Here is a 21,598-nt window from a genome sequence, read left to right on the forward strand (position 1 = left end):
AGGCGTATACTCCCCGCGCCCTTTTAGCCTCGCCCGCGCTGGAGATGTTCGATGGATCCTGCAGTCTTTGAAGAGTGGATGATGACCGGCCTGGTCACGATCCTGATCATTTTCATGGGTTTCATCGTCTGGGATCTGGCGAAGAAGTCCAAGGCCGGGCGCTTTGGCTCGTTCATCCTGTTCTTCGTCCTGGGCCTGGGCGTGGCCGCGTTCATCATCAAGAGCGTGGTGATCGGCCTGATCGAATCCGGCGCCTTATAAGCGCGCCGGTACTTCTTTCCACTGACCCTGATCGAGCCCTTCGATCGTCCAGTCACCGATTCTGACCCGCACCAGACGCAAGGTCGGCAAACCGACCGCAGCGGTCATGCGCCGCACCTGCCGGTTGCGCCCTTCGCGAATCACCAACTCCAGCCAACTGGTCGGCACGCTTTTGCGAAAGCGCACCGGCGGATTGCGCGGCCATAGCTCGGGCTCGTCCAGTTGCCGCGCCTCGGCGGGCAAGGTCATGCCATCGTTCAATTCAACGCCGTCACGCAGACGCTGCAACTGCTCGGCGCTCGGCTCGCCCTCGACCTGCACCCAATAGGTCTTGGCCAGTTTGTGCTTCGGGTCGGCGATCCGTGCCTGAAGCTGGCCGTCGTTGGTCAACAGCAACAAGCCTTCGCTGTCGCGATCCAGCCGTCCCGCCGGATAGATTCCCGGTACATCGATGTAGTCCTTGAGCGTCGCGCGCCCTTCGCCGTCGCTGAATTGCGTCAGCACATCGAAGGGTTTGTTGAACAGGATCAGCTTCGGCTCGGCCGGTGGTGCCTTGGCGACACGGCGCGGGGCTGCAGGCGACGGTTTCGTGCCAGGGCGGCGGGAAACGGGACGTTGAGGAGGACGAGACATGAGAAAGGAAACATCTAACGGTCAGGGCTGCCAATGCTAGTGCCCCAACCGTCAAATGACCATGACAACCGTTAGCGGAACGGTGGCTCGTCGAAGCTGCGCAGTTTGCGCGAGTGCAGTGAGTTGAGCTCGGTGCGCAACAGATCCACCGCCTCGATACCGATTTTCAAGTGCTGGCTGACCGCGCGCTCATAGAAGGCGTTGGCCGAGCCCGGCAACTTGATTTCGCTGTGCAGCGGTTTGTCCGAGACGCAGAGCAGCGTGCCGTACGGCACCCGCAAACGATAACCCTGGGCAGCGATGGTGCCACTTTCCATGTCCACCGCCACAGCGCGGGACAGGTTGATCAGCGGCCGTTCCTGCGCCCAGCGCAGCTCCCAGTTACGGTCGTCGTAGGTCAGCACGGTGCCGGTGCGCAGGCGCTTTTTCAGCTCGTCACCCTTCTCGCCGGTGATGTTGGCCGCCGCCTGCTGAAGCGCAAGCTGCACTTCGGCCAGGGCCGGAATCGGAATGTTCGGCGGCACGACCCGGTCGAGAATGCCGTCGCGGCGCATGTAGGCGTGGGCCAGCACGTAGTCGCCAATCGTCTGCGACTGACGCAGGCCGCCGCAGTGGCCGATCATCAGCCAGCAATGCGGACGCAGAACGGCGAGATGGTCGGTGATGTTCTTGGCGTTGGACGGGCCGACACCGATGTTGACCAGGGTCACGCCGTGGCCGTCACTGGCGATCAGGTGATAGGCCGGCATCTGGTAACGGTGCCAGACCACGCCGGCGGCAATCGCCGACGCTTCGCCGTGATCCATGCTCTTTTCGATGATCACGTTACCCGGCAGCACCATGCGCACGAAGCGCGGGTCCTGGCGCAACTGTTCCAGGCCGTGGACGATGAACTGGTCGACATAGCGGTGGTAGTTGGTCAACAGAATCCACGGCTGCACATGGCGCCAGTCGCTGCCGGTGTAATGCACCAGTCGGCGCAGGGAGAAATCCACCCGTGCGGCATCGAAAAGGGCCAGCGGTAGCGGATCGGTGTTTTCCCAGTCGTATAAACCGTCGGCAATGCCGTCGGTCGCGGCCGACAGGTCGGTACTCGGGAATACCCGCGCCAGCACGGCGGCGGTGACGCCGGAACCTCCCAGCTCATCGCCCTGCTCGACCACATACGGATACGGGATGTTCTGCTGGCTGACACCGACTTCCACCGTGACGGTGAAGTCGTGCATCAACGGAACCAGTTGTTCCAGCAGGTACTTACGGAAAGCCGACGGATGGGTGACGGTGACGCTGTAGGTGCCCGGCAGCTGGACCTTGGCATAGGCACGGGTGGTCTGCGGGACTTCGCCCTGACAGTGGTAGGTCAGGCGCAGCTCGGGATAACGGAACAACGCCCGCTGCTCGGCATCAGGCTCGACGCGATCCTTGAGGTAACGCTTGAGCGCCTGACTCAGCGCGGTGGTTGCACGATTGTGCAAGAGTGCGAGCCGATCCACGGCTTGCTCGGCGGTTTGAACGACAATAAAAGCTTCGGTCACGATCAGCATCCTGTGTTCTGACTTGCAGACCTTCATCTTGCCTGCATCGTCGCTTCACGGGAACAGTGATTACTACACAAACCCCGGGGCGCGCCGCCGATCAAATGTGGGAGCGGGCTTGCTCGCGAAAGCGGCCAGTCAGTCACATCAAGGTTGAATGTGAAACCGTATTCGCGAGCAAGCCCGCTCCCACATTGGCCCAGTGGTGACCTCGCACCTGGGATCAGAAACCTTGCGGGGTCGAACGGGCGACAATGGCTTCCACATCCAACCCACGTGGCAACGCGCCGTACACTCGCCCGCCACCGTCCAGGCGACTGGCGATGAAGGCATCACTGACCACCGAATTCCCGGCTTCCAGCAGCAACTTGGCCTGCAATCCCAAGGCAATGTCTTCAGTCAGTTGCCGGGCGCGGTACTGGATGTCGCTGGTGTCCTTGAAGGCTGCCTGCAATTGCTGGATGTGCGCGGCAAGGCGCTTGTCGCCATGGCCGTCGCCCAACTCGCTGAACAGTGCATCGAGAACACCCGGTTCTTTTGACAGGGCACGCAACACGTCCAGGCACTGCACGTTGCCGGATCCTTCCCACGTCGAATTCACCGGCGCCTCGCGGTAAAGCCGCGGCAGAATGCTGTCTTCGACATAACCCGCGCCGCCCATGCATTCGGCGGCTTCATTGATCATCGCCGGCGCGCGCTTGCAGATCCAGTACTTGCCCACCGCCGTTACCAACCGGGCGAACCTGGCTTCCTGCGAATCATCCAGATGATCCAGCGCCCGGCCCATGCGCAGGCTCAAGGCCAGGGCGGCTTCGCTTTCCAGCGCCAGGTCCGCTAGCACGTTCTGCATCAACGGCTGTTCGCTGAGCACTTTGCCGCCGACCGAACGATGAGCGCAATGATGACTGGCCTGGGTCAGCGCCTGACGCATCAGCGAACTGGAACCGACCATGCAATCGAAGCGGGTCATGGCGACCATCTCGATGATCGTCGGAACGCCACGCCCCTCTTCACCGACCATCCACGCCAGTGCGCCGCGGAACTCCACTTCGCTGGAAGCGTTGGAACAATTGCCGAGCTTGTTCTTCAGGCGCTGGATGTAGAACTGATTGCGTGTGTCGTCCGGGCGATGGCGCGGCAGCAGGAAACAGGTCAGGCCCTTGTCGGTCTGCGCCAGTGTCAGGAAGGCGTCGCACATCGGCGCCGAGCAAAACCATTTGTGCCCCACCAACTCATAGGCCTGGCCCGGACCGCTGGCTCCAACCGGATACGCCTTGGTGGTATTGGCCCGCACATCGGTGCCACCCTGTTTCTCGGTCATGGCCATGCCAATGGTGACCCCGGCCTTGTGGGCCATGCCGACGTTGCGCGGGTCGTATTCGGTGGCGAGGATTTTCGGCAACCACTTTTGCGCCAGGTCCGGTTGCAGACGCATGGCCGGAACGCTGGCGAAGGTCATGGTCAACGGGCAGCCGCTGCCGGCTTCGGCCTGGCTGTGCAGATACGACATGCTGGCGCGGGCCACATGAGCGCCGTCCTGCGGGTGCGCCCAGGGCAACGAGGTCAGGCCGTGCTCGACTGCCGTGCGCATCAGTTGGTGATAGGCCGGATGAAATTCCACCAGATCGATGCGATGACCAAAGCGGTCATGACTGTTGAACACCGGCTTGTTCTGATTGGCGAGGAACCCGGCTTCCATCAACGGGCCACCGGCCAGCGCCCCGTAAGCGTCGATCCGCGATTCGGCCCAACCGGCCCCGAACCGTCGCGACCATTCCTGCAACGGCAAGTCGATGCGGTACAGGTTGGCGCCGTCCAGTGACGGTGGCTGGTTGGTGACTTCGTGGGTTTCGGCAAACTGATGCAGGTTCATGACTGGGCTCCTTTGGTCGGCCAAGGGACTTCAGTTAAGCACCGCCCCTCAGCCGAACAAAGTGTCATATCCGCCTAACTGTCGGCGCTTTCGCCCTGTTGCGAGCAGAGCACCCGACGGTAGAGCGCGGCCTGCAAGTCTTCGAATTTCACCGGTTTGCTCAGGTAATCAATCAATGCGCCGGTCGGGCAGCGTTCACGGTCACCCCCCAGGGCGATCATGAACAACGGCAGCTCGCCATAGCCCGGCAACGCACGGATCCGGCAGCACAGCGACTCACCGTCCTGACGCGGCAACTGGCAATCGACCAGCACCGCGTCAAACACTTCGCGTTGCAGAAGATCGAGCGCGACATCGGCTCCGTCGGCCGTACGCACGCGGAAACCCAGCTTGAGCAACATGCCGCGCATCACCAACTGGCTGATGCTGTTGTCATCCACCAACAACACGGCACAATCCTGAGGCAGGCGCAGGCGCGGAAAATCCCGGGTCATCAACGGCGTCACCGGACGTTCGGCCACCGGCAGCCCGACTTCCACATCCAGCTGAAACCGGCTCCCGCGTCCTGGCTCGGAGCGATGCGTCAGGCGTCCACCGAGCAATTCGACCAACTGTCGGCAAATCGCCAGGCCAACACCCAGACCACCGTATTCACGGGTCATCGAGCCATCGACCTGGAAGAACCGTTGATACATCGTGGCCTCTCCCAGATCGGTGAAGCCAATGCCCGTGTCGATCACCGCAAAGCTCAACGCCAATCGGTCGGGCTCAATGGCCTTGCCGGTCACCCGCAAGGCCAGGCCGCCGATCCGGGTGAACTTGATGGCGTTGTCCAGCAGGCACTCCAGGCATTGCGCGATCTTGGTGTTGTCGCCGTGCACGCGATCCGGCACGCCGGATGCGATGTCGACCTTGAAGTCCAGCGACTTGCTCGAAGCGTTGCCCTCGAACTGCGTGCGCAGTGCCTCGACCATGCCGCGCAAGCTGAAGGTGTCGGCCGAGGCCTGGAGTTTGCCGGCCTGCAGTTCGGTGAGGGTCAGGATGCCGTTGACCATGCGCATCATGTCCCGCGCCGACCCCGAAGCCGTCTGCTGATACTGCTCAAGCTCCGGGTCCATTTCGACCGTCTGCATCAGTTCCAGGGAACCGATCACACCGTTCATGGGCGTGCGCAATTCGTGGGTCAGGGTGGCCAGGAATTCGTCCTTGAGCTTGTTACTGCGAGCCAGTTGCTGGTTGAGGATTTCAAGCTTCTGGCCGGCGTCGAATAGCGTTTGCGCCTGCTGCTCGCGCATGTCGTTGATGCGGTCGGCCAGGGCCAGGGACAACAACGCCACTTCGATGGCCGAGCCGATCTGGCTGGAATACATGGTCAGGAACACATTCGGCAGGTATCCCAGCACCATCAACGTATTGACGATGCCACCGAGCAAAAACGCCGACCAGGCAATGATGAAATACCGCGCGACGCGCAGGCCCCGCAGCCAGGCAAAGATCCCGGCGGCAAAAATCACCACCGTGAACGTCAGCGCCAGGGCCGTGGCCAGGCGCAACGCCAGGGCGTAGCTGGTCATCAAAGACAGGCCGACCACCAGCGCACCGAAGGCAACCAGCGCCAGCAACAAGCGGTCGAGCCAGCGACTGTGGGTAGCCATTTGCAGGAAGCTGCGGGCGAACTGACTGCCGAACAGGCCCGCGCAGCCGATGAAAAACGGCGTCGCGGCGTTGGCCCACCAAGGGTTGTCCGGCCAGAAATACTGCACCGCCGCGCCGTTGACCGACAGCTGATACAAGCCGAACGAGGCGATATAGAAGATGTAGTAGAGGTAACTGGTGTCGCGCACACTCAGGTAGATGAACAGGTTGTAGACCAGCATCCCCAGCAACACGCCGTAGATCAGCCCCAGTACGTAGAGGCGCACGGGCTGCTCTTCGAGGTAGGCGGTGCTCGACCACAAGGTTACCGGTGCCTGGATCGAGCCTTCGCTTTGCAATCGCAGGAATAGTGTTTCGGCCTGCTCAGCTTTGAACGTCAGGTCGAACAGATAGTTGTTCTGACGAATCTCGCGGCTGGCGAAGGGCAAGGCATCGCCGGTCTGCCTGACCAACTGATAGTTGCCGGCCGCATCGGGCAAATAGAGATCGAGATGATCGAGGGGTGGATAGGCCAGTTCCAGCAGCCAGGTCCGTTGCGCCACCGGATCGGTCGGGCGGTAATGCAGGTCGATTTTCAGCCAGAACACCGAGCGCGAGTACCCGGCGTTGAGCGTGTCTTTGTTGTGCGCCTTGAAGTTGCCGGCCGCCGCTTGCGCGCGGATATCCGCGATGGTTGCCTGACCACCCGCGTCCTCATAGACCTGCAGGGTTCGGCCCAAGGGGAGGCTCTGAGTGAACTCATCGAACTCGACGGCGTTTGCCAGGAGGGGCAAACACAACAGCAACATCAGCAAATAGCGCATTGAAGCCCCAGCGTGGCCTGTCCGGTTCTGTCAGGAAGCCCCCCATTCCTTTTGAGCAGACGTAAAACCGGTATCACCTGTTATTGGTTTGGATCCACTCTAGCATAGCCGTTGATGGCCATTAAACACCATTGAAATTTTTCATGAAAAGGCTCTAGGACGGGCGTTCCGGCGAAGATTATTGAGATAGAGCTGTTTGTTTTTTTGCAAAAGATCAAAAGATCGCAGCCTTCGGCAGCTCCTACAAGAAGGGCGGATCAACGCAAACCTGTAGGAGCTGCCGAAGGTTGCGATCTTTTGCCTTTTTCCACACCTCACACCAACGTGCACGCACACCCGAAAAACGTTGTTTGGTGGTAAGCTCGCGCACCATGAATATCTACAGCTCTCGCCCCGTTGTCCTCTGTCTCTCCGGCCACGACCCAAGTGGTGGCGCCGGCTTGCAGGCAGATATCGAAGCCCTGCTCGCTCAGGGTTGCCATGCGGCTCCGGCCGTCACCGCCCTGACCGTGCAAGACACCGTCAATGTCACTGACTTCCGCGTCCTCGACCGTGAGTGGGTACTGGCCCAGGCCAATGCCGTGCTCAACGATTCCGAAGTCGCGGCGGTCAAACTGGGCATGCTCGGTTCCCTGGAAATGGTCGACACCGTGGTCGAACTGCTTTCGGCGCACCCGCATTTGCCAGTGGTATGCGACCCGGTGCTGCGCGCCGGCGGCGGCGGACGCCTGGGCAAGGACGAAGTCGGCTACGCCATGCGCGAACGCCTGCTGCCCTTGTCGATCATTGCCACCCCCAACCTTCCCGAAGCCCGGATCCTCGCCGAACTGCCCGAAGGCACCGCGGACGAGTGCGCTGAAAAACTCTTGCCGTTCGTCAAACACCTGCTGATCACCGGCGGCCATGGCGACGAAACCGAAATCCACAATCGCCTGTACAGTCGCGACGGCCTGCGCGAGACCTTTACCTGCCAGCGCCTGCCCGGCAGTTATCACGGTTCCGGCTGCACCCTGGCCAGCGCGCTGGCCGGTCGTCTGGCCCAGGGTGAAAACCTCGCCAGCGCCGTGCAGACCGCGCTTAACTACACATGGCGCACCCTGCGTGACGCCGAGCAGCTGGGCAAAGGCCAGTTTGTGCCGCGCCGCCTGCCGCTGGATTTCTGTTCGTAACTTCCATTTGTAATGCGGTGAGGCTTGTCCGATGAAACTACGTGGCCTGTACGCCATTACCGACAGCCATTTGCTGGACGGTAAGTTGCTCAAGTACGTGGAGGCGGCGCTGGAAGGCGGCGTCACCTTGCTGCAGTACCGCGACAAAAGCAGCGACGAGGCCCGCCGCCTGCGTGAAGCCGAAGCCTTGCGCGAGCTGTGCGAACGCTACAAGACCCAGCTGATCATCAACGATGATGCCGAACTGGCCGCGCGCCTCAATGTGGGCGTGCACCTGGGCCAGACCGATGGCCCACTGTCACCGACCCGCGCCCTGCTCGGTTCCAAAGCCATCATCGGCTCGACTTGCCACGCGCAACTCGAACTGGCCGAACAAGCGACAAAAGAAGGCGCCAGTTACGTCGCCTTCGGTCGTTTCTTCAATTCCAACACCAAGCCCGGCGCACCGACCTGCAGCCTCGAACTGCTCGATCAGGCGCGCCAGCAACTGCACTTGCCGATCTGCGCGATCGGCGGCATCACCCTGGACAACGCCGCCCCGCTGGTGGCCCATGGGGTCGATCTGCTGGCCGTGGTGCATGGCCTGTTCGGCGCCGAGAGCACGGCTGAAGTCACCCGCCGTGCCCGCGCCTTTAACGAATTACTTAAAATCTGAGAGCCCGATCATGTCTCGTTCCGAAACGCTGTTTGCCAATGCCCAGAAACACATTCCCGGTGGCGTGAACTCGCCGGTTCGCGCGTTCAAGAGCGTCGGCGGCACGCCGTTGTTCTTCAAGCACGCCGAAGGCGCCTACGTCACCGACGAAGACAACAAGCGCTATGTGGATTACGTCGGCTCCTGGGGCCCGATGATCCTCGGCCACAGCCACCCGGATGTGCTGGACGCGGTGCGCAAGCAGCTGGAGCACGGCCTGTCCTACGGCGCGCCGACCGAGATGGAAACGCAGATGGCCGACCTGGTCTGCTCCCTCGTGCCGTCGATGGAAATGGTGCGCATGGTCAGCTCCGGCACCGAAGCGACCATGAGCGCCATTCGCCTGGCCCGCGGCTTCACCGGCCGCGACAGCATCATCAAGTTCGAAGGCTGCTACCACGGTCACTCCGACAGCCTGCTGGTCAAGGCCGGCTCGGGCGCACTGACCCAGGGCGTACCGAGCTCGGCCGGCGTACCGGCGGCATTCGCCAAACACACCCTGACCCTGCCGTTCAACGACATCGACGCCGTTGAATCCATGCTCGCCGAAGTCGGCCAGGACGTGGCCTGCATCATCGTCGAGCCAGTGGCCGGCAACATGAACTGCGTGCCGCCGGCACCGGGTTTCCTCGAAGGCCTGCGGACCCTGTGCGACAAGCACGGCGTGGTGCTGATTTTCGACGAAGTGATGACCGGTTTCCGCGTCGCCCTCGGCGGTGCCCAGGCGTACTACGGCGTGACGCCGGACCTGACCACCTTCGGCAAGATCATCGGTGGCGGCATGCCGGTCGGCTGCTTCGGCGGCAAGCGTGAAATCATGCAGCGCATCGCCCCGCTGGGTCCGGTCTACCAGGCCGGCACGCTGTCCGGCAACCCGCTGGCGATGGCCGCCGGCCTGACCACCCTGCGCCTGATCAGCCGTCCGGGCTTCCACGCCGAGCTGACCGACTACACCACTCGCCTGCTCGACGGCCTGCAACAGCGCGCCGATGCGGCGGGCATTCCGTTCGTGACCACACAAGCCGGCGGCATGTTCGGCCTGTACTTCAGCGGCGCCGACGACATCGTCACTTTTGATGACGTGATGGCCAGTGACGCCGCCCTGTTCGGCCGCTTCTTCCACCTGATGCTCGAAGGTGGCGTGTACCTGGCACCGAGTGCCTTCGAAGCCGGTTTCACTTCGATCGCCCACGGCGAAGCCGAACTGAAACTGACCCTGGACGCCGCCGAGCGTGCCTTCGCTGCCTTGAAATAACGCTGTAGCGCTGACGTTGGCCATTGCCAGCGTCAGCTTTCACCTACACGCCCGCCTGCATTCCTACACTTTCAGCAAAAATCCTCCGCAAAACGGGAGATATATTTCCCGCGCAGCAGAAAAACGAGTAAAGACTTTGTAAGGTTGGCCCTGCTTATTTCATAATGCGCGCTTATTGGATCCCTCGATGGGTCCGCGCGCCCTTCAGAGGTAAGTCGATTCCCATGAACCGCACCGGCCGCACCCTTGCACTGGGCTGCCTGTTGCTTCTTCAGCCCCTGCTCGCGCACGCACAAGCAGGCGGCAACTCGTTGTTGATCCCAGCGATGGGTCGCTGCACCCTCAATACCCAGCCGCAAGACCTGGAACAGGCGATCGCCGCCTGCCAGAAAGCGTCGGATGAAGGGGATGCGCAAGCGCAATACGAGTTGGGTGAGTTCTACTACGAAGGCAAAAACGCACCGCGCGACCTCAATCAAGCCCTGAGCTATTTCGAAAAGGCCTCGCTGCAAGGCCACGCCCAGGCGCAATTCAAGCTCGGTACCATGTTCTTCCACGGCGAAGGTGTACCGGCCAATAACGTTCAGGCGTATATCCTGCTGAAGATGGCGGCGGTCAACGGCGCCGAAGATGCACTGGACACCGCTGACGAAGTCACCGAAAAAATGCCCCGCGAAGAACTGGAAGTTGCCACCCAGGTGCTCGGGCAAATTTTCCGTAAGTATCTGATGGAGCTGCAGAGCGCCGATGGGCGTACGCCTTTCGCGCCGCTTCCCTGATTTTTGCGTGATCTGACTGGCCCCATCGCGAGCAAGCTCGCTCCCACAGTTAACCGAGTTTTCTCATGGAAATACGGTCAAATGTGGGAGCGAGCTTGCTCGCGATAGGGGCGACTCGATCTTGAGCCTTACTTCTCAGGCATCGGCATCGGAAACGGCATGACATTGCCGACCGCGCCGCGGGCTTCGCTGATTTTCGGGGTCCCCAGACGCTCGACTTCGTCGATACGCACGATCGAATGCATCGGCACAAAACTGCGCACCACGCCTTCGAACTGAGCCTTGAGCTTTTCTTCGCTCGGATCGACTACCACTTGCGTGCGCTCGCCAAAGACGAACTCTTCCACTTCCAGAAAGCCCCACAGATCACTTTGATAGATCTGCTTGGCGTACATTTCGAACACCTGGCCCTGGTTGAGGAAAATCACCTTGTAGATTGGAGCTTCACGTTTGGTCATGGTGGGCGGGTAACACATCGGGGTAAAAATGAGGGCGCAAACTATAGCACAGCCGTCGGACGCGCAATGGTAGGAACCACGGGACATGTTCCCTATAATGCGCGGTTCTTTGAATCACGTGATGACTCTTTCCATGGCCAAGAAGCTTTACATCGAAACCCACGGTTGCCAGATGAACGAGTACGACAGCTCGCGCATGGTCGATCTGCTGGGCGAACATCAGGCCCTGGAAGTCACCGCGCGCGCTGAAGACGCCGACGTCATCCTGCTCAACACCTGCTCGATCCGCGAACGTGCGCAGGACCGCGTCTACTCCCAGCTCGGGCGCTGGCGCGAACTGAAGCTGGCCAACCCGGACATGGTGATCGCCGTCGGCGGTTGCGTGGCCAGCCAGGAAGGTGCGGCCATCCGCGATCGCGCACCGTACGTCGACGTGGTGTTCGGCCCGCAAACCCTGCACCGCCTGCCGGAAATGATCGACGCCGCGCGCATCACCAGGCTGCCGCAAGTCGACGTCTCGTTCCCGGAAATCGAAAAGTTCGACCATTTGCCCGAGCCGCGCATCGACGGCCCGAGCGCTTACGTGTCGGTGATGGAAGGCTGCAGCAAGTACTGCACGTTCTGCGTGGTGCCCTACACCCGCGGCGAAGAAGTCAGCCGACCGTTCGACGACGTGATTGCCGAGATCATTCACCTGGCCGAAAACGGCGTGCGCGAAGTGACACTGCTGGGGCAAAACGTCAACGGTTATCGCGGCCTCACCCATGACGGGCGCCTGGCGGATCTGGCCGAGCTGATCCGCGTGGTTGCCGCCGTCGATGGCATCGACCGCATCCGCTACACCACGTCGCATCCGCTGGAGTTCTCCGACAGCCTGATCCAGGCCCACGCCGATGTGCCGGAACTGGTCAAGCACCTGCACTTGCCAGTGCAGTCGGGCTCGGACCGCATCCTCGCGGCGATGAAGCGCAACCACACCGCACTGGAATACAAATCCAAACTGCGCAAGCTGCGCGCCGCCGTGCCGGGCATCTGCATCAGCTCGGACTTCATCGTCGGCTTCCCGGGCGAGACCGAGAAAGACTTCGAACAGACCATGAAGCTGATTGCCGACGTCGGTTTCGACTTTTCCTACTCGTTCGTCTATAGCCAACGCCCGGGCACTCCGGCCGCCGACCTGGCCGATGACACGCCGGAAGAACTGAAAAAAGAGCGCCTGAATGCCCTGCAACATCGCCTGAACCAGCAAGGTTTCGAGATCAGCCGACAAATGGTCGGTTCGATCCAGCGGATCCTGGTGACCGATTACTCGAAAAAAGACCCGGGCGAGCTGCAAGGCCGGACCGAGAATAACCGTATCGTCAACTTCCGCTGCGACAATCCGACCCTGATCGGCCAGTTCGCGGACGTGCACATCGATGCCGCGCAGCCGCATTCGCTGCGGGGTTCGCTGATCCAATAACACCGAATATCCCTGTGGGAGCGGGCTTGCTCGCGAAGGCGGTCTGTCAGCACCATTGATGTCGACTGACACTCCGTCTTCGCGAGCAAGCCCGCTCCCACAGGTACAGCGCCAGAGGCGGGAATCGGGTTGCCTCATTTAAGAGCTTTCGCACCCAGCCCTCTGGCGTTATCCTTGATTTCATCTCAATTGCCCCAGGGCGGCTAAATACGACCTTGAACGCACCCATAGAACCACATCGTTTCATCCTCGAGCCTTTTGAAGCTCGCCGCTTCGCCAATCTGTGCGGGCAATTCGACGAGCATTTGCGCTTGATCGAACAACGCCTGACCATCGAGATCCGCAATCGCGGCAATCAGTTCGAGCTGATCGGCGAGCCCAAACACACCACCTCCGCGGAAAACCTCCTGCGCCGCCTGTACCGGGAAACCAAGGGTACCGAGCTGTCGCCGGACATGGTGCACCTGTTCCTGCAGGAATCTGCCGTGGAACAGCTGGACAACCACTCCCCCGCCGAACCGTCCGTGGCGCTGCGCACCAAGAAAGGCATGATTCGCCCCCGCGGCTTGAATCAGCTGCGCTACGTGAAAGAAATCCTCGGCAACGACATCAACTTCGGCATTGGTCCGGCCGGTACCGGCAAGACCTATCTGGCCGTCGCCTGCGCGGTGGATGCACTGGAGCGCGAGCAGATTCGCCGCATCCTGCTGGTGCGCCCGGCGGTCGAAGCGGGTGAAAAGCTCGGCTTCCTGCCCGGCGACCTGTCGCAGAAAATCGACCCGTACCTGCGCCCGCTCTACGACGCGCTCTACGAAATGCTCGGCTTCGAATACGTCGCCAAGCTGATCGAGCGCCAGGTGATCGAAGTCGCGCCGCTGGCCTACATGCGCGGCCGTACGCTGAACAACAGCTTCATCATTCTCGACGAAAGCCAGAACACCACGGTCGAGCAAATGAAGATGTTCCTGACCCGGATCGGCTTCGGTTCCACGGCCGTCATCACTGGGGACATCACCCAGGTCGACCTGCCACGCGGCACCAAGTCCGGCCTGCACCATGTGATTGAAGTGCTCAAGGAAGTGCCGGGGATCAGCTTCACCCATTTCCAGCCCAAGGACGTCGTGCGCCATCCGCTGGTACAGCGCATCGTTGAAGCCTACGAGCGCTTCGAAACCCGTGCGGCCGATGAAGCAACCGCCAAGGATAGCCGCCGCGATGCTTGAGCTTGACCTGCAAATCGCTACCCAAGCCCCTGCCCCCAGCGAAGCCGAGTTCCGCCAGTGGTGCGAACTGGCTTTGCGCCAGCGCAGCGCCGACTCGGAGATGACCATTCGCCTGGTCGACGAAGCCGAAGGACGCGAGCTGAACCACACCTGGCGGCAAAAGGATTACGCAACTAACGTCTTGTCATTCCCGGCCGATGTGCCGGATGAGTTCCTCGACATCCCGCTGCTGGGCGATCTGGTGATCTGCGTCGCCGTGGTCGAGCGTGAAGCCGCCGAACAAGGTAAGCAACTCAAGGCCCATTGGGCACACCTGGTGATTCACGGCTGCTTGCATCTGCTCGGTTACGACCATATTGATGACGACGAAGCCGAAGAGATGGAAGCACTGGAACGAACGTTGCTTGCAGAACTGGGCTTTCCCGATCCGTATGCGGACGACGAAACCGATTTATCCCCCACAGAAACAACAAAGGATTCAGAGTAATCGCTATGAGCGAAGATCGATCGAGCAACGGGCAGAAGTCATGGCTGGGTAAGCTCACCCAGGCTTTTGCCCACGAGCCGAAAAACCGCCAGGAGCTGCTGGAGCTGCTGCGCGATGCACACCAGAACAAACTGTTGGACAGCGAAGCGCTGGCCATCGTCGAAGGCGCCATCCAGGTGGCTGACTTGCAGGTGCGGGACATCATGGTCCCGCGCTCGCAAATGGTCAGCATCAAGGCGAACCAGACACCCCGCGAGTTCCTGCCTGCCGTGGTCGACTCGGCCCACTCCCGCTACCCGGTCATCGGCGAAAGCCACGATGACGTGATGGGCGTGTTGCTGGCCAAGGACTTGCTGCCGTTGATCCTCAAGGAGAACGGCGACAGCTTCAACATCAAGGATCTGCTGCGTCCAGCCACCTTCGTGCCGGAATCCAAGCGCCTTAACGTGCTGCTGCGCGAGTTTCGCGCCAACCACAACCACATGGCCATCGTCATCGACGAGTACGGTGGCGTGGCAGGCCTGGTCACCATCGAAGACGTGCTGGAACAAATCGTCGGCGACATCGAAGACGAACACGATGTCGAAGAAGACAGCTACATCAAGCCGCTGCCGAGCGGTGATTTCCTGATCAAGGCCCTGACACCGATCGAGAACTTCAACGAGTTTTTCGACAGCGAGTTCTCCGACGATGAATTCGACACCGTTGGCGGTCTGGTGATGAGTGCGTTCGGGCACCTGCCAAAACGTAACGAAATCACTGAAATCGGCCCATACCGCTTCCGCATCCTGAACGCCGACAGCCGTCGGATTCACTTGCTTCGCCTGACGCCCATTGCTCGCTAAGGATTGAAATGCGCTGGACAACCCGCCCCGGCTGGCCCGGTAACCTGCTGGCCGTGGCGGCCGGTGCAATCACCACCCTGGCCCTGGCGCCGTTCGATATCTGGCCACTGGCACTGCTCGCCGTCGGTCTGTTCTATGCCGGCCTGCGCGAACTGAGCCCACGTCAAGCCTTGGGTCGCGGCTGGTGTTTCGGTTTCGGCCTGTTCGGTGCCGGCACCAGCTGGATCTACTACAGCATTCACCACTTCGGCGGCGCTTCGGTAATGCTGGCCGGTTTCCTGATGCTGCTTTTCACGGCGGCGATTGCCTGGTTCTTTGCCCTGCCCGCCTGGATTTGGGCGCGCTGGCTGCGCCGCAATGAGGCGCCACTGGCCGACGCCCTGGCCTTCGCTGCGCTGTGGGTCGCCCAGGAAGCCTTCCGCGGCTGGTTCCTGACCGGTTTCCCGTGGCTGTATTCCGGTTACAGCCAGCTCGACGGCCCGCTGGCCGGGCTCGCGCCCCTCGGTGGGATGTGGCTGATTTCCTTTATCCTGGCGCTGACAGCGGCGCTGATCTACAACGGCTTGCGCCTGGTTCGCACGGGACGCAAAGGCTTCATCGCTGCCGGTGTATTGCTGCTGGTCGGCCCATGGCTGGTCGGCATGGCGCTCAAGCACCACGCCTGGACCAGCCCTTCGGGCCCGCCACTGAGCGTCGCCGCCATTCAGGGCAACATCGAACAAAGCATGAAGTGGGATCCGGCGCAGCTCAACGCGCAGTTGGCGCTGTACCGCGACATGAGCTTCAGCTCCAAACGCGTCGATTTGCTCATCTGGCCGGAAACGGCGATCCCGGTGCTCAAGGAGTCCGCCGAGGGCTACCTGAACATGATGGGCAACTTCGCGGCCGAACGTAAATCGGCGTTGATCACCGGTGTCCCGGTCCGCATGGAGGTACGCCACGAGAAGCGTTTCTTCAATGGCATCACCGTGACCGGTGAAGGCGACGGCACTTACCTGAAGCAAAAACTGGTGCCCTTTGGTGAATATGTTCCCTTGCAGGACATCCTGCGCGGGCTGATCGCCTTCTTCGACCTGCCAATGTCGGACTTCGCTCGCGGCCCGGCTGACCAGCCGCTGCTGCAGGCCAAGGGTTATCAGATCGCGCCGTTCATCTGCTATGAGGTGGTTTATCCGGAGTTCGCCGCCAGCCTTGCCGCTCGCAGCGACCTGTTGCTGACCATCAGCAACGACACCTGGTTCGGCACCTCCATTGGCCCGCTGCAACACCTGCAGATGGCACAGATGCGCGCACTCGAAGCCGGCCGCTGGATGATCCGCGCCACCAATAACGGCGTGTCCGGCCTGATCAACCCGTTCGGTCAGATCACCGATCAGATCCCGCAGTTTGAACGCGGCATTCTGTATGGCGAAGTGGTGCCGATGCACAACCTGACGCCGTACCTGGAATGGCGTTCATGGCCATTGCTCATTCTCTGCGTGTTGTTGTTTGGCTGGGCACTGATTGCGAGCCGGATGGCTAAAACCGTTTAAAAGCTTCGCGAGCAAGCCCGCTCCCACATTTGATCGGCGTCTTACACAAATACTGTGACCGACTTAGATCCAGTGTGGGAGCGGGCTTGCTCGCGAAGGCGGCATCACAGGCACCGCATCAATCAGTGCCGACATCACCTCGATAGAACAACGAATAACCGACCTGCCCCACCGCCTCGTTCATCAACTGCCCGTTCTGCCAGATTGCCTTGAACTCCGGCATCCAGCCACCCAGAGGTCGCGCGTTATCGCCGCCCAGAAACCCTACCGGCGCCGGCACCACCTCGAAACCGGCCTTGCGGAAACTCCAGGCCGCCCGTGGCATATGCCAGGCCTGAGTCACGAGCACCACACGCTTGATGCCCTGGGGAAGCAACACCTCGGCGCTGAACTGCGCATTTTCCCAGGTCGTGCGGCTGCGCCCTTCCTGCCAGCGCACGCTCAAGCCGAAATCGTCACGCAAGGCGTCAGCCATCATCTGCGCCTCGCTGGGCGGCGTGCCGTAATGCAGGCCGCCGCTGGTCAGTACCGGCAACCCGGAAGCCTTGGCCAGTCGCGCGGCAAAGCGCTGGCGCTCCAGACCGACGCCCGTGGGCTGGTCGGCGCCCCAGGCCACATCACCGCGCTCGCGCCCCGAACCAAGGACCACGATCGCGTCCGCACGCTGCCCCAGGACTGCCCATTCATCGCGGGCCAGCGGTGGCTCCCGCTCGAGCAGGCCGGCACCCCACTGCACAACCACCGGCAGGCTCATCAGCCAGAAACCACCCAGTCCCAGAGCAAAGCACACACCGGCAAGCCTCGGCCTTGAGCGGCGCAACCACCAGGCAAGCAAAAGCAGCAGCAATAGAATGCCGGGCGGCAATAGAAGTTGTTTTACGAAATAACGGAACGGCATCGAGCATCTCCTGGAGATGCCCGAAGCCTAAGTGGGTTGGCGCAATGCGACAATCAATATGGAAGGACTATGCTTCAAAAACTCATGGAGCATGGCACCGTGTCCTATTTGAACTGCAAAGACCGGACCTTTACCGCGTCTCTGCCGGGAACCTTGTCCTTGAGCCAGATGATTTTGGCTGAACGTGGTGCGTCGAGTTGCTTTACCGCTTCTGACAAGCATCCGTGCGTCTCACGCTCACTGCGATCCAGATACGCCTTGACCAGTGCAAACTCTGCGGGGCTCAGGCCTCGCAGTTCCAGCTCCAGAGGGCGTTCGTCGCGCAACCGGCCAGCGGTCCTTGCCGCTTCCAGGGCCAAGGCCAAACGATCGATCAGCCTTTCGTATAGCTCCGGTTTTGTAGCTTTTTGCTGTGACTCAACCATCCCTCACCTCATTGGAAGATATGACCTACTCCCCAGTTAGAGCTTAGCTTCCATGAACAAACCGGCTGAACGCCGCGACCAACGGCCCTCGCAGCGGTTTTCGCAGGACGTGTGGCAACAATCAGGGTTTCCCTCGGTAGAGCGCGGTCATGTATGCTACGGCGCTTCCTGTAACTCCACTTCCAGCTCGGCTGGCCAGCGAAAACGCCAATGAGGCGGCTTCAACGTCCAGCGTTGCATTGAAGAGGATTAGGCCACCCCTATTCAGTTCAAAAGTAGCCATGCACGAACAATATCAGCCCCGTGAAATCGAAGCCGCCGCCCAGTCGTTCTGGGACGAGCAAAAGTCCTTTGAAGTCAGTGAACAGCCAGGCAAGGAGACTTACTACTGCCTGTCGATGTTCCCTTACCCCAGCGGCAAGCTACACATGGGGCACGTGCGCAACTACACCATCGGCGACGTGATCTCCCGCTACCAGCGCATGCAGGGCAAGAACGTTCTGCAACCGATGGGTTGGGACGCCTTCGGCATGCCGGCGGAAAACGCCGCGATGAAGAACAACGTAGCGCCCGCCAAGTGGACCTACGAAAACATCGCCTACATGAAAAACCAGCTGCGCAGCCTGGGCCTGGCGGTGGACTGGTCGCGCGAAGTGACCACCTGCAAGCCCGATTACTACCGCTGGGAACAATGGCTGTTCACCCGCCTGTTCGAAAAAGGTGTGATCTACAAGAAAAGCGGCACCGTGAACTGGGACCCGGTCGACCAGACCGTCCTGGCCAACGAACAGGTGATCGACGGTCGCGGCTGGCGTTCCGGCGCGCTGATCGAGAAGCGCGAAATCCCGATGTACTACTTCAAGATCACTGCCTACGCGGATGAACTGCTGGAGAGCCTCGACGAACTGACTGGCTGGCCTGAACAGGTCAAGACCATGCAGCGCAACTGGATCGGCAAGTCCCGCGGCATGGAAGTGCAGTTCCCGTACAACGTCGACTCCATCGGCGAAACCGGTGCACTGAAAGTCTTCACCACCCGTCCGGACACTTTAATGGGAGCGACTTATGTCGCCGTGGCCGCCGAACACCACCTGGCCACCCTCGCGGCACAGAACAATCCCGAGCTGCAAGCGTTCATCGCTGAATGCAAGGGCGGCAGCGTGGCTGAAGCCGACGTCGCCACCCAGGAGAAAAAAGGCCTGCCGACCGGCCTGTTCGTCGAGCACCCGCTGACCGGCGAAAAGCTGCCGGTCTGGGTCGCCAACTATGTGCTGATGCATTACGGCGACGGCGCGGTGATGGCAGTTCCGGCCCACGACGAGCGCGATTTCGAATTCGCCCACAAATACAACCTGCCGGTCAAATCGGTCGTGCGCACCAGCTCCGGTGACAGCAACCCGGCGCCATGGCAAGACGCCTACGGCGAGCACGGCACGCTGATCAATTCCGGCGAGTTCGACGGCCTCGACTTCGCGGGCGCCTTCGACGCCATCGAAGTCGCGCTGATCAAGAAAGAACTGGGCGCCTCGCGTACCCAGTTCCGCCTGCGCGACTGGGGCATCAGCCGCCAGCGCTACTGGGGCTGCCCGATCCCGATCATCCACTGCACCACCTGCGGTGACGTGCCGGTACCGGAAGATCAACTGCCGGTCGTGCTGCCGGAAGACGTGGTGCCGGATGGCGCCGGTTCACCACTGGCGCGCATGCCCGAGTTCTACGAGTGCAGCTGCCCTAAATGCGGCGCGCCGGCCAAGCGTGAAACCGACACCATGGACACCTTCGTCGAGTCCTCGTGGTACTACGCCCGCTACGCCTCGCCACACTTCGAAGGCGGCCTGGTGGAAAAATCGGCGGCCGACCACTGGCTGCCGGTTGACCAGTACATCGGCGGTATCGAACACGCGATTCTTCACCTGCTGTACGCGCGCTTCTTCCACAAGCTGATGCGCGACGAAGGCCTGGTGAGCTCCAACGAGCCGTTCAAGAACCTGCTGACCCAGGGCATGGTGATCGCCGAGACTTACTATCGCCGCGAAGCCAATGGCGCCTACACCTGGTTCAACCCGGCGGACGTCGAGCTCGAGCGTGACAGCAAGGCCAAGGTCATCAGCGCCAAGTTGAAAGCTGACGGCCTGCCGGTGGAAATCGGCGGCACCGAGAAGATGGCCAAGTCGAAGAACAACGGCGTCGACCCACAGTCGATGATTGACCAGTTCGGTGCAGACACCTGCCGCCTGTTCATGATGTTCGCCTCGCCACCTGACATGAGCGCGGAATGGTCCGACTCCGGCGTAGAGGGCTCGCACCGATTCCTCAAGCGCGTCTGGCGTCTGGCTCAAGCACACGTCACTCAGGGCCTGCCGGGCAAACTGGACGTCGCCAGCCTGAATGACGAGCAGAAAGCCGTTCGTCGCTCGATCCACCTGGCCATCAAGCAGGCCAGCCAGGACGTCGGCCAAAACCACAAATTCAACACCGCCATCGCCCAGGTGATGACGCTGATGAACGTGCTGGAGAAAGCCGCACAAGGCACCGAACAGGATCGCGCGCTGGTTCAGGAAGGCCTGGAAACCGTGACCCTGCTGCTCGCCCCGATCACACCGCACATCAGCCACGAGCTGTGGCATCAACTGGGCCACGCTGATCCTGTGATCGACGCCGGTTGGCCGGTGCAGGACGACAGCGCACTGGTGCAGGACAGCCTGACGCTCGTCATCCAGGTCAACGGCAAGCTGCGTGGTCAGATCGAAATGCCGGCCAGTGCCAGCCGTGAAGAAGTCGAAGCCGCCGCCCGCGCCAACGAGAACGTCCTGCGCTTCGTCGACGGTCTGACCATTCGTAAAGTGATCGTAGTGCCCGGGAAACTGGTCAATATCGTCGCCAGCTAATTGGATCAGGCGCCAGGTGAGCCTGGCGCCGAGTAAAACCTTTCGGGCCGCTTGATCGGCCCACATGGTTTCAAGGGGAGCAACAAGATGATCAAACGCAATCTGCTGGTGATGGGCCTCGCGGTTCTGCTGAGCGCCTGCGGTTTCCAGCTGCGCGGCACCGGCACCAACCAACTGGCGATCAAGGAACTCGACCTGAGCGCCCGTAACGCTTATGGCGAAACCGTGACCCAGTTGCGTCGCGTACTGGAAGGTAGCGGCGTCAAAGTCTATACCGGCGCACCGTACAAACTGGTGCTGACCAATGAGCAGGAAAGCCAGCGCATCCTCAGCTACGCAGGCGCCAGCAGTACCGGCGAGTACCAGCTCACCACCGTGCTGAGCTACGACATCCGTGGTAGCGGTGATCTGCCATTGTTGAGCGACAAGCTTGAAGTGCAGAAAGTCTTTATGCACGACGGCAGCAATCTGGTGGGGTCCGACCAGGAAGCCGCAACAGCCCGTGCGGAAGGCCGCCGGGAAATGGTTCAACGCATGATGCTGCGTCTGGAGCAACTGACCCCGGGCCAACTGGATCAGTTGCAGCAGACTGCCGAAGCCAAGGCCAAGGCTGACGCCGCGGCACTGGAAGCGGCAAAAAAGGCTGAAGCGGAAACCCCGCGTCAGTCGCCTGTCGAACTGCCGCAGCAGTAAGACTTACGGGGCGCTCAGGCGCCCCGTTC

19 protein-coding genes are annotated in these 21,598 nt (G+C 61.2%); 12 read left to right on the forward strand and 7 right to left on the reverse strand.

Annotation, left to right across the window (positions count from 1 at the left end; genetic code table 11):
- Positions 1-51 precede the first annotated feature (51 nt).
- The gene (locus AC07YV_RS20515) at positions 52-261 is read left to right on the forward strand and encodes a DUF2788 domain-containing protein (RefSeq protein ID WP_007975837.1); all 210 of its coding nucleotides are present in this window, start codon (positions 52-54) and stop codon (positions 259-261) included.
- Here the strand turns inward: AC07YV_RS20515 and AC07YV_RS20520 are convergent.
- From AC07YV_RS20520 to AC07YV_RS20535, 4 genes are all read right to left on the reverse strand, one after another.
- Positions 256-894 carry a pseudouridine synthase gene (locus tag AC07YV_RS20520; protein WP_095965705.1) on the reverse strand — a complete coding sequence of 213 codons (639 nt, stop codon included), beginning with the start codon at positions 892-894 and terminating at the stop codon, positions 256-258. The genes AC07YV_RS20515 and AC07YV_RS20520 overlap by 6 nt on opposite strands.
- A gap of 71 nt (positions 895-965) precedes the next feature.
- Positions 966-2,465, reverse strand: a complete 1,500-nt coding sequence (amn, locus tag AC07YV_RS20525) for an AMP nucleosidase (protein ID WP_172435715.1) — start codon at positions 2,463-2,465, stop codon at positions 966-968.
- Between the two features lie 187 nt (positions 2,466-2,652).
- Complete coding sequence (locus tag AC07YV_RS20530) at positions 2,653-4,302, reverse strand: acyl-CoA dehydrogenase family protein (protein WP_102700947.1); 1,650 nt, start codon at positions 4,300-4,302, stop codon at positions 2,653-2,655.
- A gap of 74 nt (positions 4,303-4,376) precedes the next feature.
- Positions 4,377-6,761 carry a hybrid sensor histidine kinase/response regulator gene (locus AC07YV_RS20535; protein WP_102700946.1) on the reverse strand — a complete coding sequence of 795 codons (2,385 nt, stop codon included), beginning with the start codon at positions 6,759-6,761 and terminating at the stop codon, positions 4,377-4,379.
- A gap of 371 nt (positions 6,762-7,132) precedes the next feature.
- On the opposite strand from AC07YV_RS20535, the gene AC07YV_RS20540 reads away from it, so the two are divergent.
- The 4 genes from AC07YV_RS20540 to AC07YV_RS20555 all read left to right on the forward strand — a co-directional run bounded on the left by AC07YV_RS20540 (position 7,133) and on the right by AC07YV_RS20555 (position 10,658).
- Positions 7,133-7,930: a hydroxymethylpyrimidine/phosphomethylpyrimidine kinase gene (locus AC07YV_RS20540; protein WP_057713171.1), complete on the forward strand. Its 798-nt coding sequence runs from the start codon at positions 7,133-7,135 to the stop codon at positions 7,928-7,930.
- A gap of 31 nt (positions 7,931-7,961) precedes the next feature.
- Positions 7,962-8,585: a thiamine phosphate synthase gene (gene thiE, locus AC07YV_RS20545; RefSeq protein ID WP_102700945.1), complete on the forward strand. Its 624-nt coding sequence runs from the start codon at positions 7,962-7,964 to the stop codon at positions 8,583-8,585.
- 10 nt (positions 8,586-8,595) lie between these two features.
- Positions 8,596-9,879, forward strand: a complete 1,284-nt coding sequence (gene hemL / locus AC07YV_RS20550) for a glutamate-1-semialdehyde 2,1-aminomutase (protein WP_085726051.1) — start codon at positions 8,596-8,598, stop codon at positions 9,877-9,879.
- A 224-nt stretch (positions 9,880-10,103) separates the two neighbouring features.
- Positions 10,104-10,658, forward strand: coding sequence for a tetratricopeptide repeat protein (locus AC07YV_RS20555; RefSeq protein ID WP_007975852.1), 555 nt, complete (start codon positions 10,104-10,106; stop codon positions 10,656-10,658).
- A gap of 128 nt (positions 10,659-10,786) precedes the next feature.
- On the opposite strand, the gene AC07YV_RS20560 is transcribed toward AC07YV_RS20555, so the two are convergent.
- Positions 10,787-11,116 (reverse strand): DUF1820 family protein, encoded by a 330-nt coding sequence (locus tag AC07YV_RS20560; RefSeq protein WP_003185742.1) that lies wholly within the window; start codon positions 11,114-11,116, stop codon positions 10,787-10,789.
- Positions 11,117-11,249: 133 nt separating this feature from the next.
- Between AC07YV_RS20560 and miaB the strand changes: the two genes are divergently transcribed.
- From miaB to lnt, 5 genes are all read left to right on the forward strand, one after another.
- Complete coding sequence (gene miaB, locus AC07YV_RS20565) at positions 11,250-12,578, forward strand: tRNA (N6-isopentenyl adenosine(37)-C2)-methylthiotransferase MiaB (protein ID WP_102700944.1); 1,329 nt, start codon at positions 11,250-11,252, stop codon at positions 12,576-12,578.
- Positions 12,579-12,793: 215 nt separating this feature from the next.
- The gene (locus AC07YV_RS20570; protein ID WP_102700943.1) at positions 12,794-13,801 is read left to right on the forward strand and encodes a PhoH family protein; all 1,008 of its coding nucleotides are present in this window, start codon (positions 12,794-12,796) and stop codon (positions 13,799-13,801) included.
- On the forward strand, positions 13,794-14,288 hold the full coding sequence (gene ybeY, locus AC07YV_RS20575) for an rRNA maturation RNase YbeY (RefSeq protein WP_015096963.1): 495 nt from the start codon (positions 13,794-13,796) through the stop codon (positions 14,286-14,288). Before AC07YV_RS20570 ends, ybeY begins: the two co-directional genes overlap by 8 nt.
- 5 nt (positions 14,289-14,293) lie before the next feature.
- Complete coding sequence (locus AC07YV_RS20580) at positions 14,294-15,133, forward strand: CorC family transporter (protein ID WP_007975860.1); 840 nt, start codon at positions 14,294-14,296, stop codon at positions 15,131-15,133.
- Between the two features lie 8 nt (positions 15,134-15,141).
- Positions 15,142-16,665, forward strand: a complete 1,524-nt coding sequence (lnt, locus tag AC07YV_RS20585; RefSeq protein ID WP_102700942.1) for an apolipoprotein N-acyltransferase — start codon at positions 15,142-15,144, stop codon at positions 16,663-16,665.
- 118 nt (positions 16,666-16,783) lie between these two features.
- Here lnt and AC07YV_RS20590 read toward each other — a convergent pair whose 3' ends face one another.
- Together AC07YV_RS20590 and AC07YV_RS20595 are read right to left on the reverse strand one after the other, a co-directional pair.
- A complete protein-coding gene (locus tag AC07YV_RS20590; RefSeq protein WP_102700941.1) occupies positions 16,784-17,563 on the reverse strand; it encodes a YdcF family protein in 780 nt (259 codons plus the stop codon).
- Positions 17,564-17,667: 104 nt separating this feature from the next.
- Positions 17,668-17,988, reverse strand: a complete 321-nt coding sequence (locus AC07YV_RS20595) for a hypothetical protein (RefSeq protein WP_015096967.1) — start codon at positions 17,986-17,988, stop codon at positions 17,668-17,670.
- 281 nt (positions 17,989-18,269) lie between these two features.
- Here AC07YV_RS20595 and leuS point away from each other — a divergent pair, with 281 nt between their 5' ends.
- Positions 18,270-20,876 (forward strand): leucine--tRNA ligase, encoded by a 2,607-nt coding sequence (leuS, locus tag AC07YV_RS20600; RefSeq protein ID WP_102700940.1) that lies wholly within the window; start codon positions 18,270-18,272, stop codon positions 20,874-20,876.
- Positions 20,877-20,963: 87 nt separating this feature from the next.
- Entirely contained in the window at positions 20,964-21,569 is a 606-nt protein-coding gene (locus tag AC07YV_RS20605; protein WP_102700962.1) for an LPS-assembly lipoprotein LptE, read from the forward strand.
- Positions 21,570-21,598 lie beyond the last annotated feature (29 nt).

The organism is Pseudomonas sp. GW456-E7 (assembly GCF_059424105.1).

Bases quoted from the DNA above. Each gene is read 5' to 3' on its own strand.
- AC07YV_RS20515 (WP_007975837.1), top strand. From the start codon at position 52: ATGGATCCTGCAGTCTTTGAAGAGTGGATGATGACCGGCCTGGTCACG.
- AC07YV_RS20520 (WP_095965705.1), bottom strand. From the start codon at position 894: ATGTCTCGTCCTCCTCAACGTCCCGTTTCCCGCCGCCCTGGCACGAAA.
- amn (WP_172435715.1), bottom strand. From the start codon at position 2,465: ATGAAGGTCTGCAAGTCAGAACACAGGATGCTGATCGTGACCGAAGCT.
- AC07YV_RS20530 (WP_102700947.1), bottom strand. From the start codon at position 4,302: ATGAACCTGCATCAGTTTGCCGAAACCCACGAAGTCACCAACCAGCCA.
- AC07YV_RS20535 (WP_102700946.1), bottom strand. From the start codon at position 6,761: ATGCGCTATTTGCTGATGTTGCTGTTGTGTTTGCCCCTCCTGGCAAAC.
- AC07YV_RS20540 (WP_057713171.1), top strand. From the start codon at position 7,133: ATGAATATCTACAGCTCTCGCCCCGTTGTCCTCTGTCTCTCCGGCCAC.
- thiE (WP_102700945.1), top strand. From the start codon at position 7,962: ATGAAACTACGTGGCCTGTACGCCATTACCGACAGCCATTTGCTGGAC.
- hemL (WP_085726051.1), top strand. From the start codon at position 8,596: ATGTCTCGTTCCGAAACGCTGTTTGCCAATGCCCAGAAACACATTCCC.
- AC07YV_RS20555 (WP_007975852.1), top strand. From the start codon at position 10,104: ATGAACCGCACCGGCCGCACCCTTGCACTGGGCTGCCTGTTGCTTCTT.
- AC07YV_RS20560 (WP_003185742.1), bottom strand. From the start codon at position 11,116: ATGACCAAACGTGAAGCTCCAATCTACAAGGTGATTTTCCTCAACCAG.
- miaB (WP_102700944.1), top strand. From the start codon at position 11,250: ATGGCCAAGAAGCTTTACATCGAAACCCACGGTTGCCAGATGAACGAG.
- ybeY (WP_015096963.1), top strand. From the start codon at position 13,794: ATGCTTGAGCTTGACCTGCAAATCGCTACCCAAGCCCCTGCCCCCAGC.
- AC07YV_RS20580 (WP_007975860.1), top strand. From the start codon at position 14,294: ATGAGCGAAGATCGATCGAGCAACGGGCAGAAGTCATGGCTGGGTAAG.
- lnt (WP_102700942.1), top strand. From the start codon at position 15,142: ATGCGCTGGACAACCCGCCCCGGCTGGCCCGGTAACCTGCTGGCCGTG.
- AC07YV_RS20590 (WP_102700941.1), bottom strand. From the start codon at position 17,563: ATGCCGTTCCGTTATTTCGTAAAACAACTTCTATTGCCGCCCGGCATT.
- AC07YV_RS20595 (WP_015096967.1), bottom strand. From the start codon at position 17,988: ATGGTTGAGTCACAGCAAAAAGCTACAAAACCGGAGCTATACGAAAGG.
- leuS (WP_102700940.1), top strand. From the start codon at position 18,270: ATGCACGAACAATATCAGCCCCGTGAAATCGAAGCCGCCGCCCAGTCG.
- AC07YV_RS20605 (WP_102700962.1), top strand. From the start codon at position 20,964: ATGATCAAACGCAATCTGCTGGTGATGGGCCTCGCGGTTCTGCTGAGC.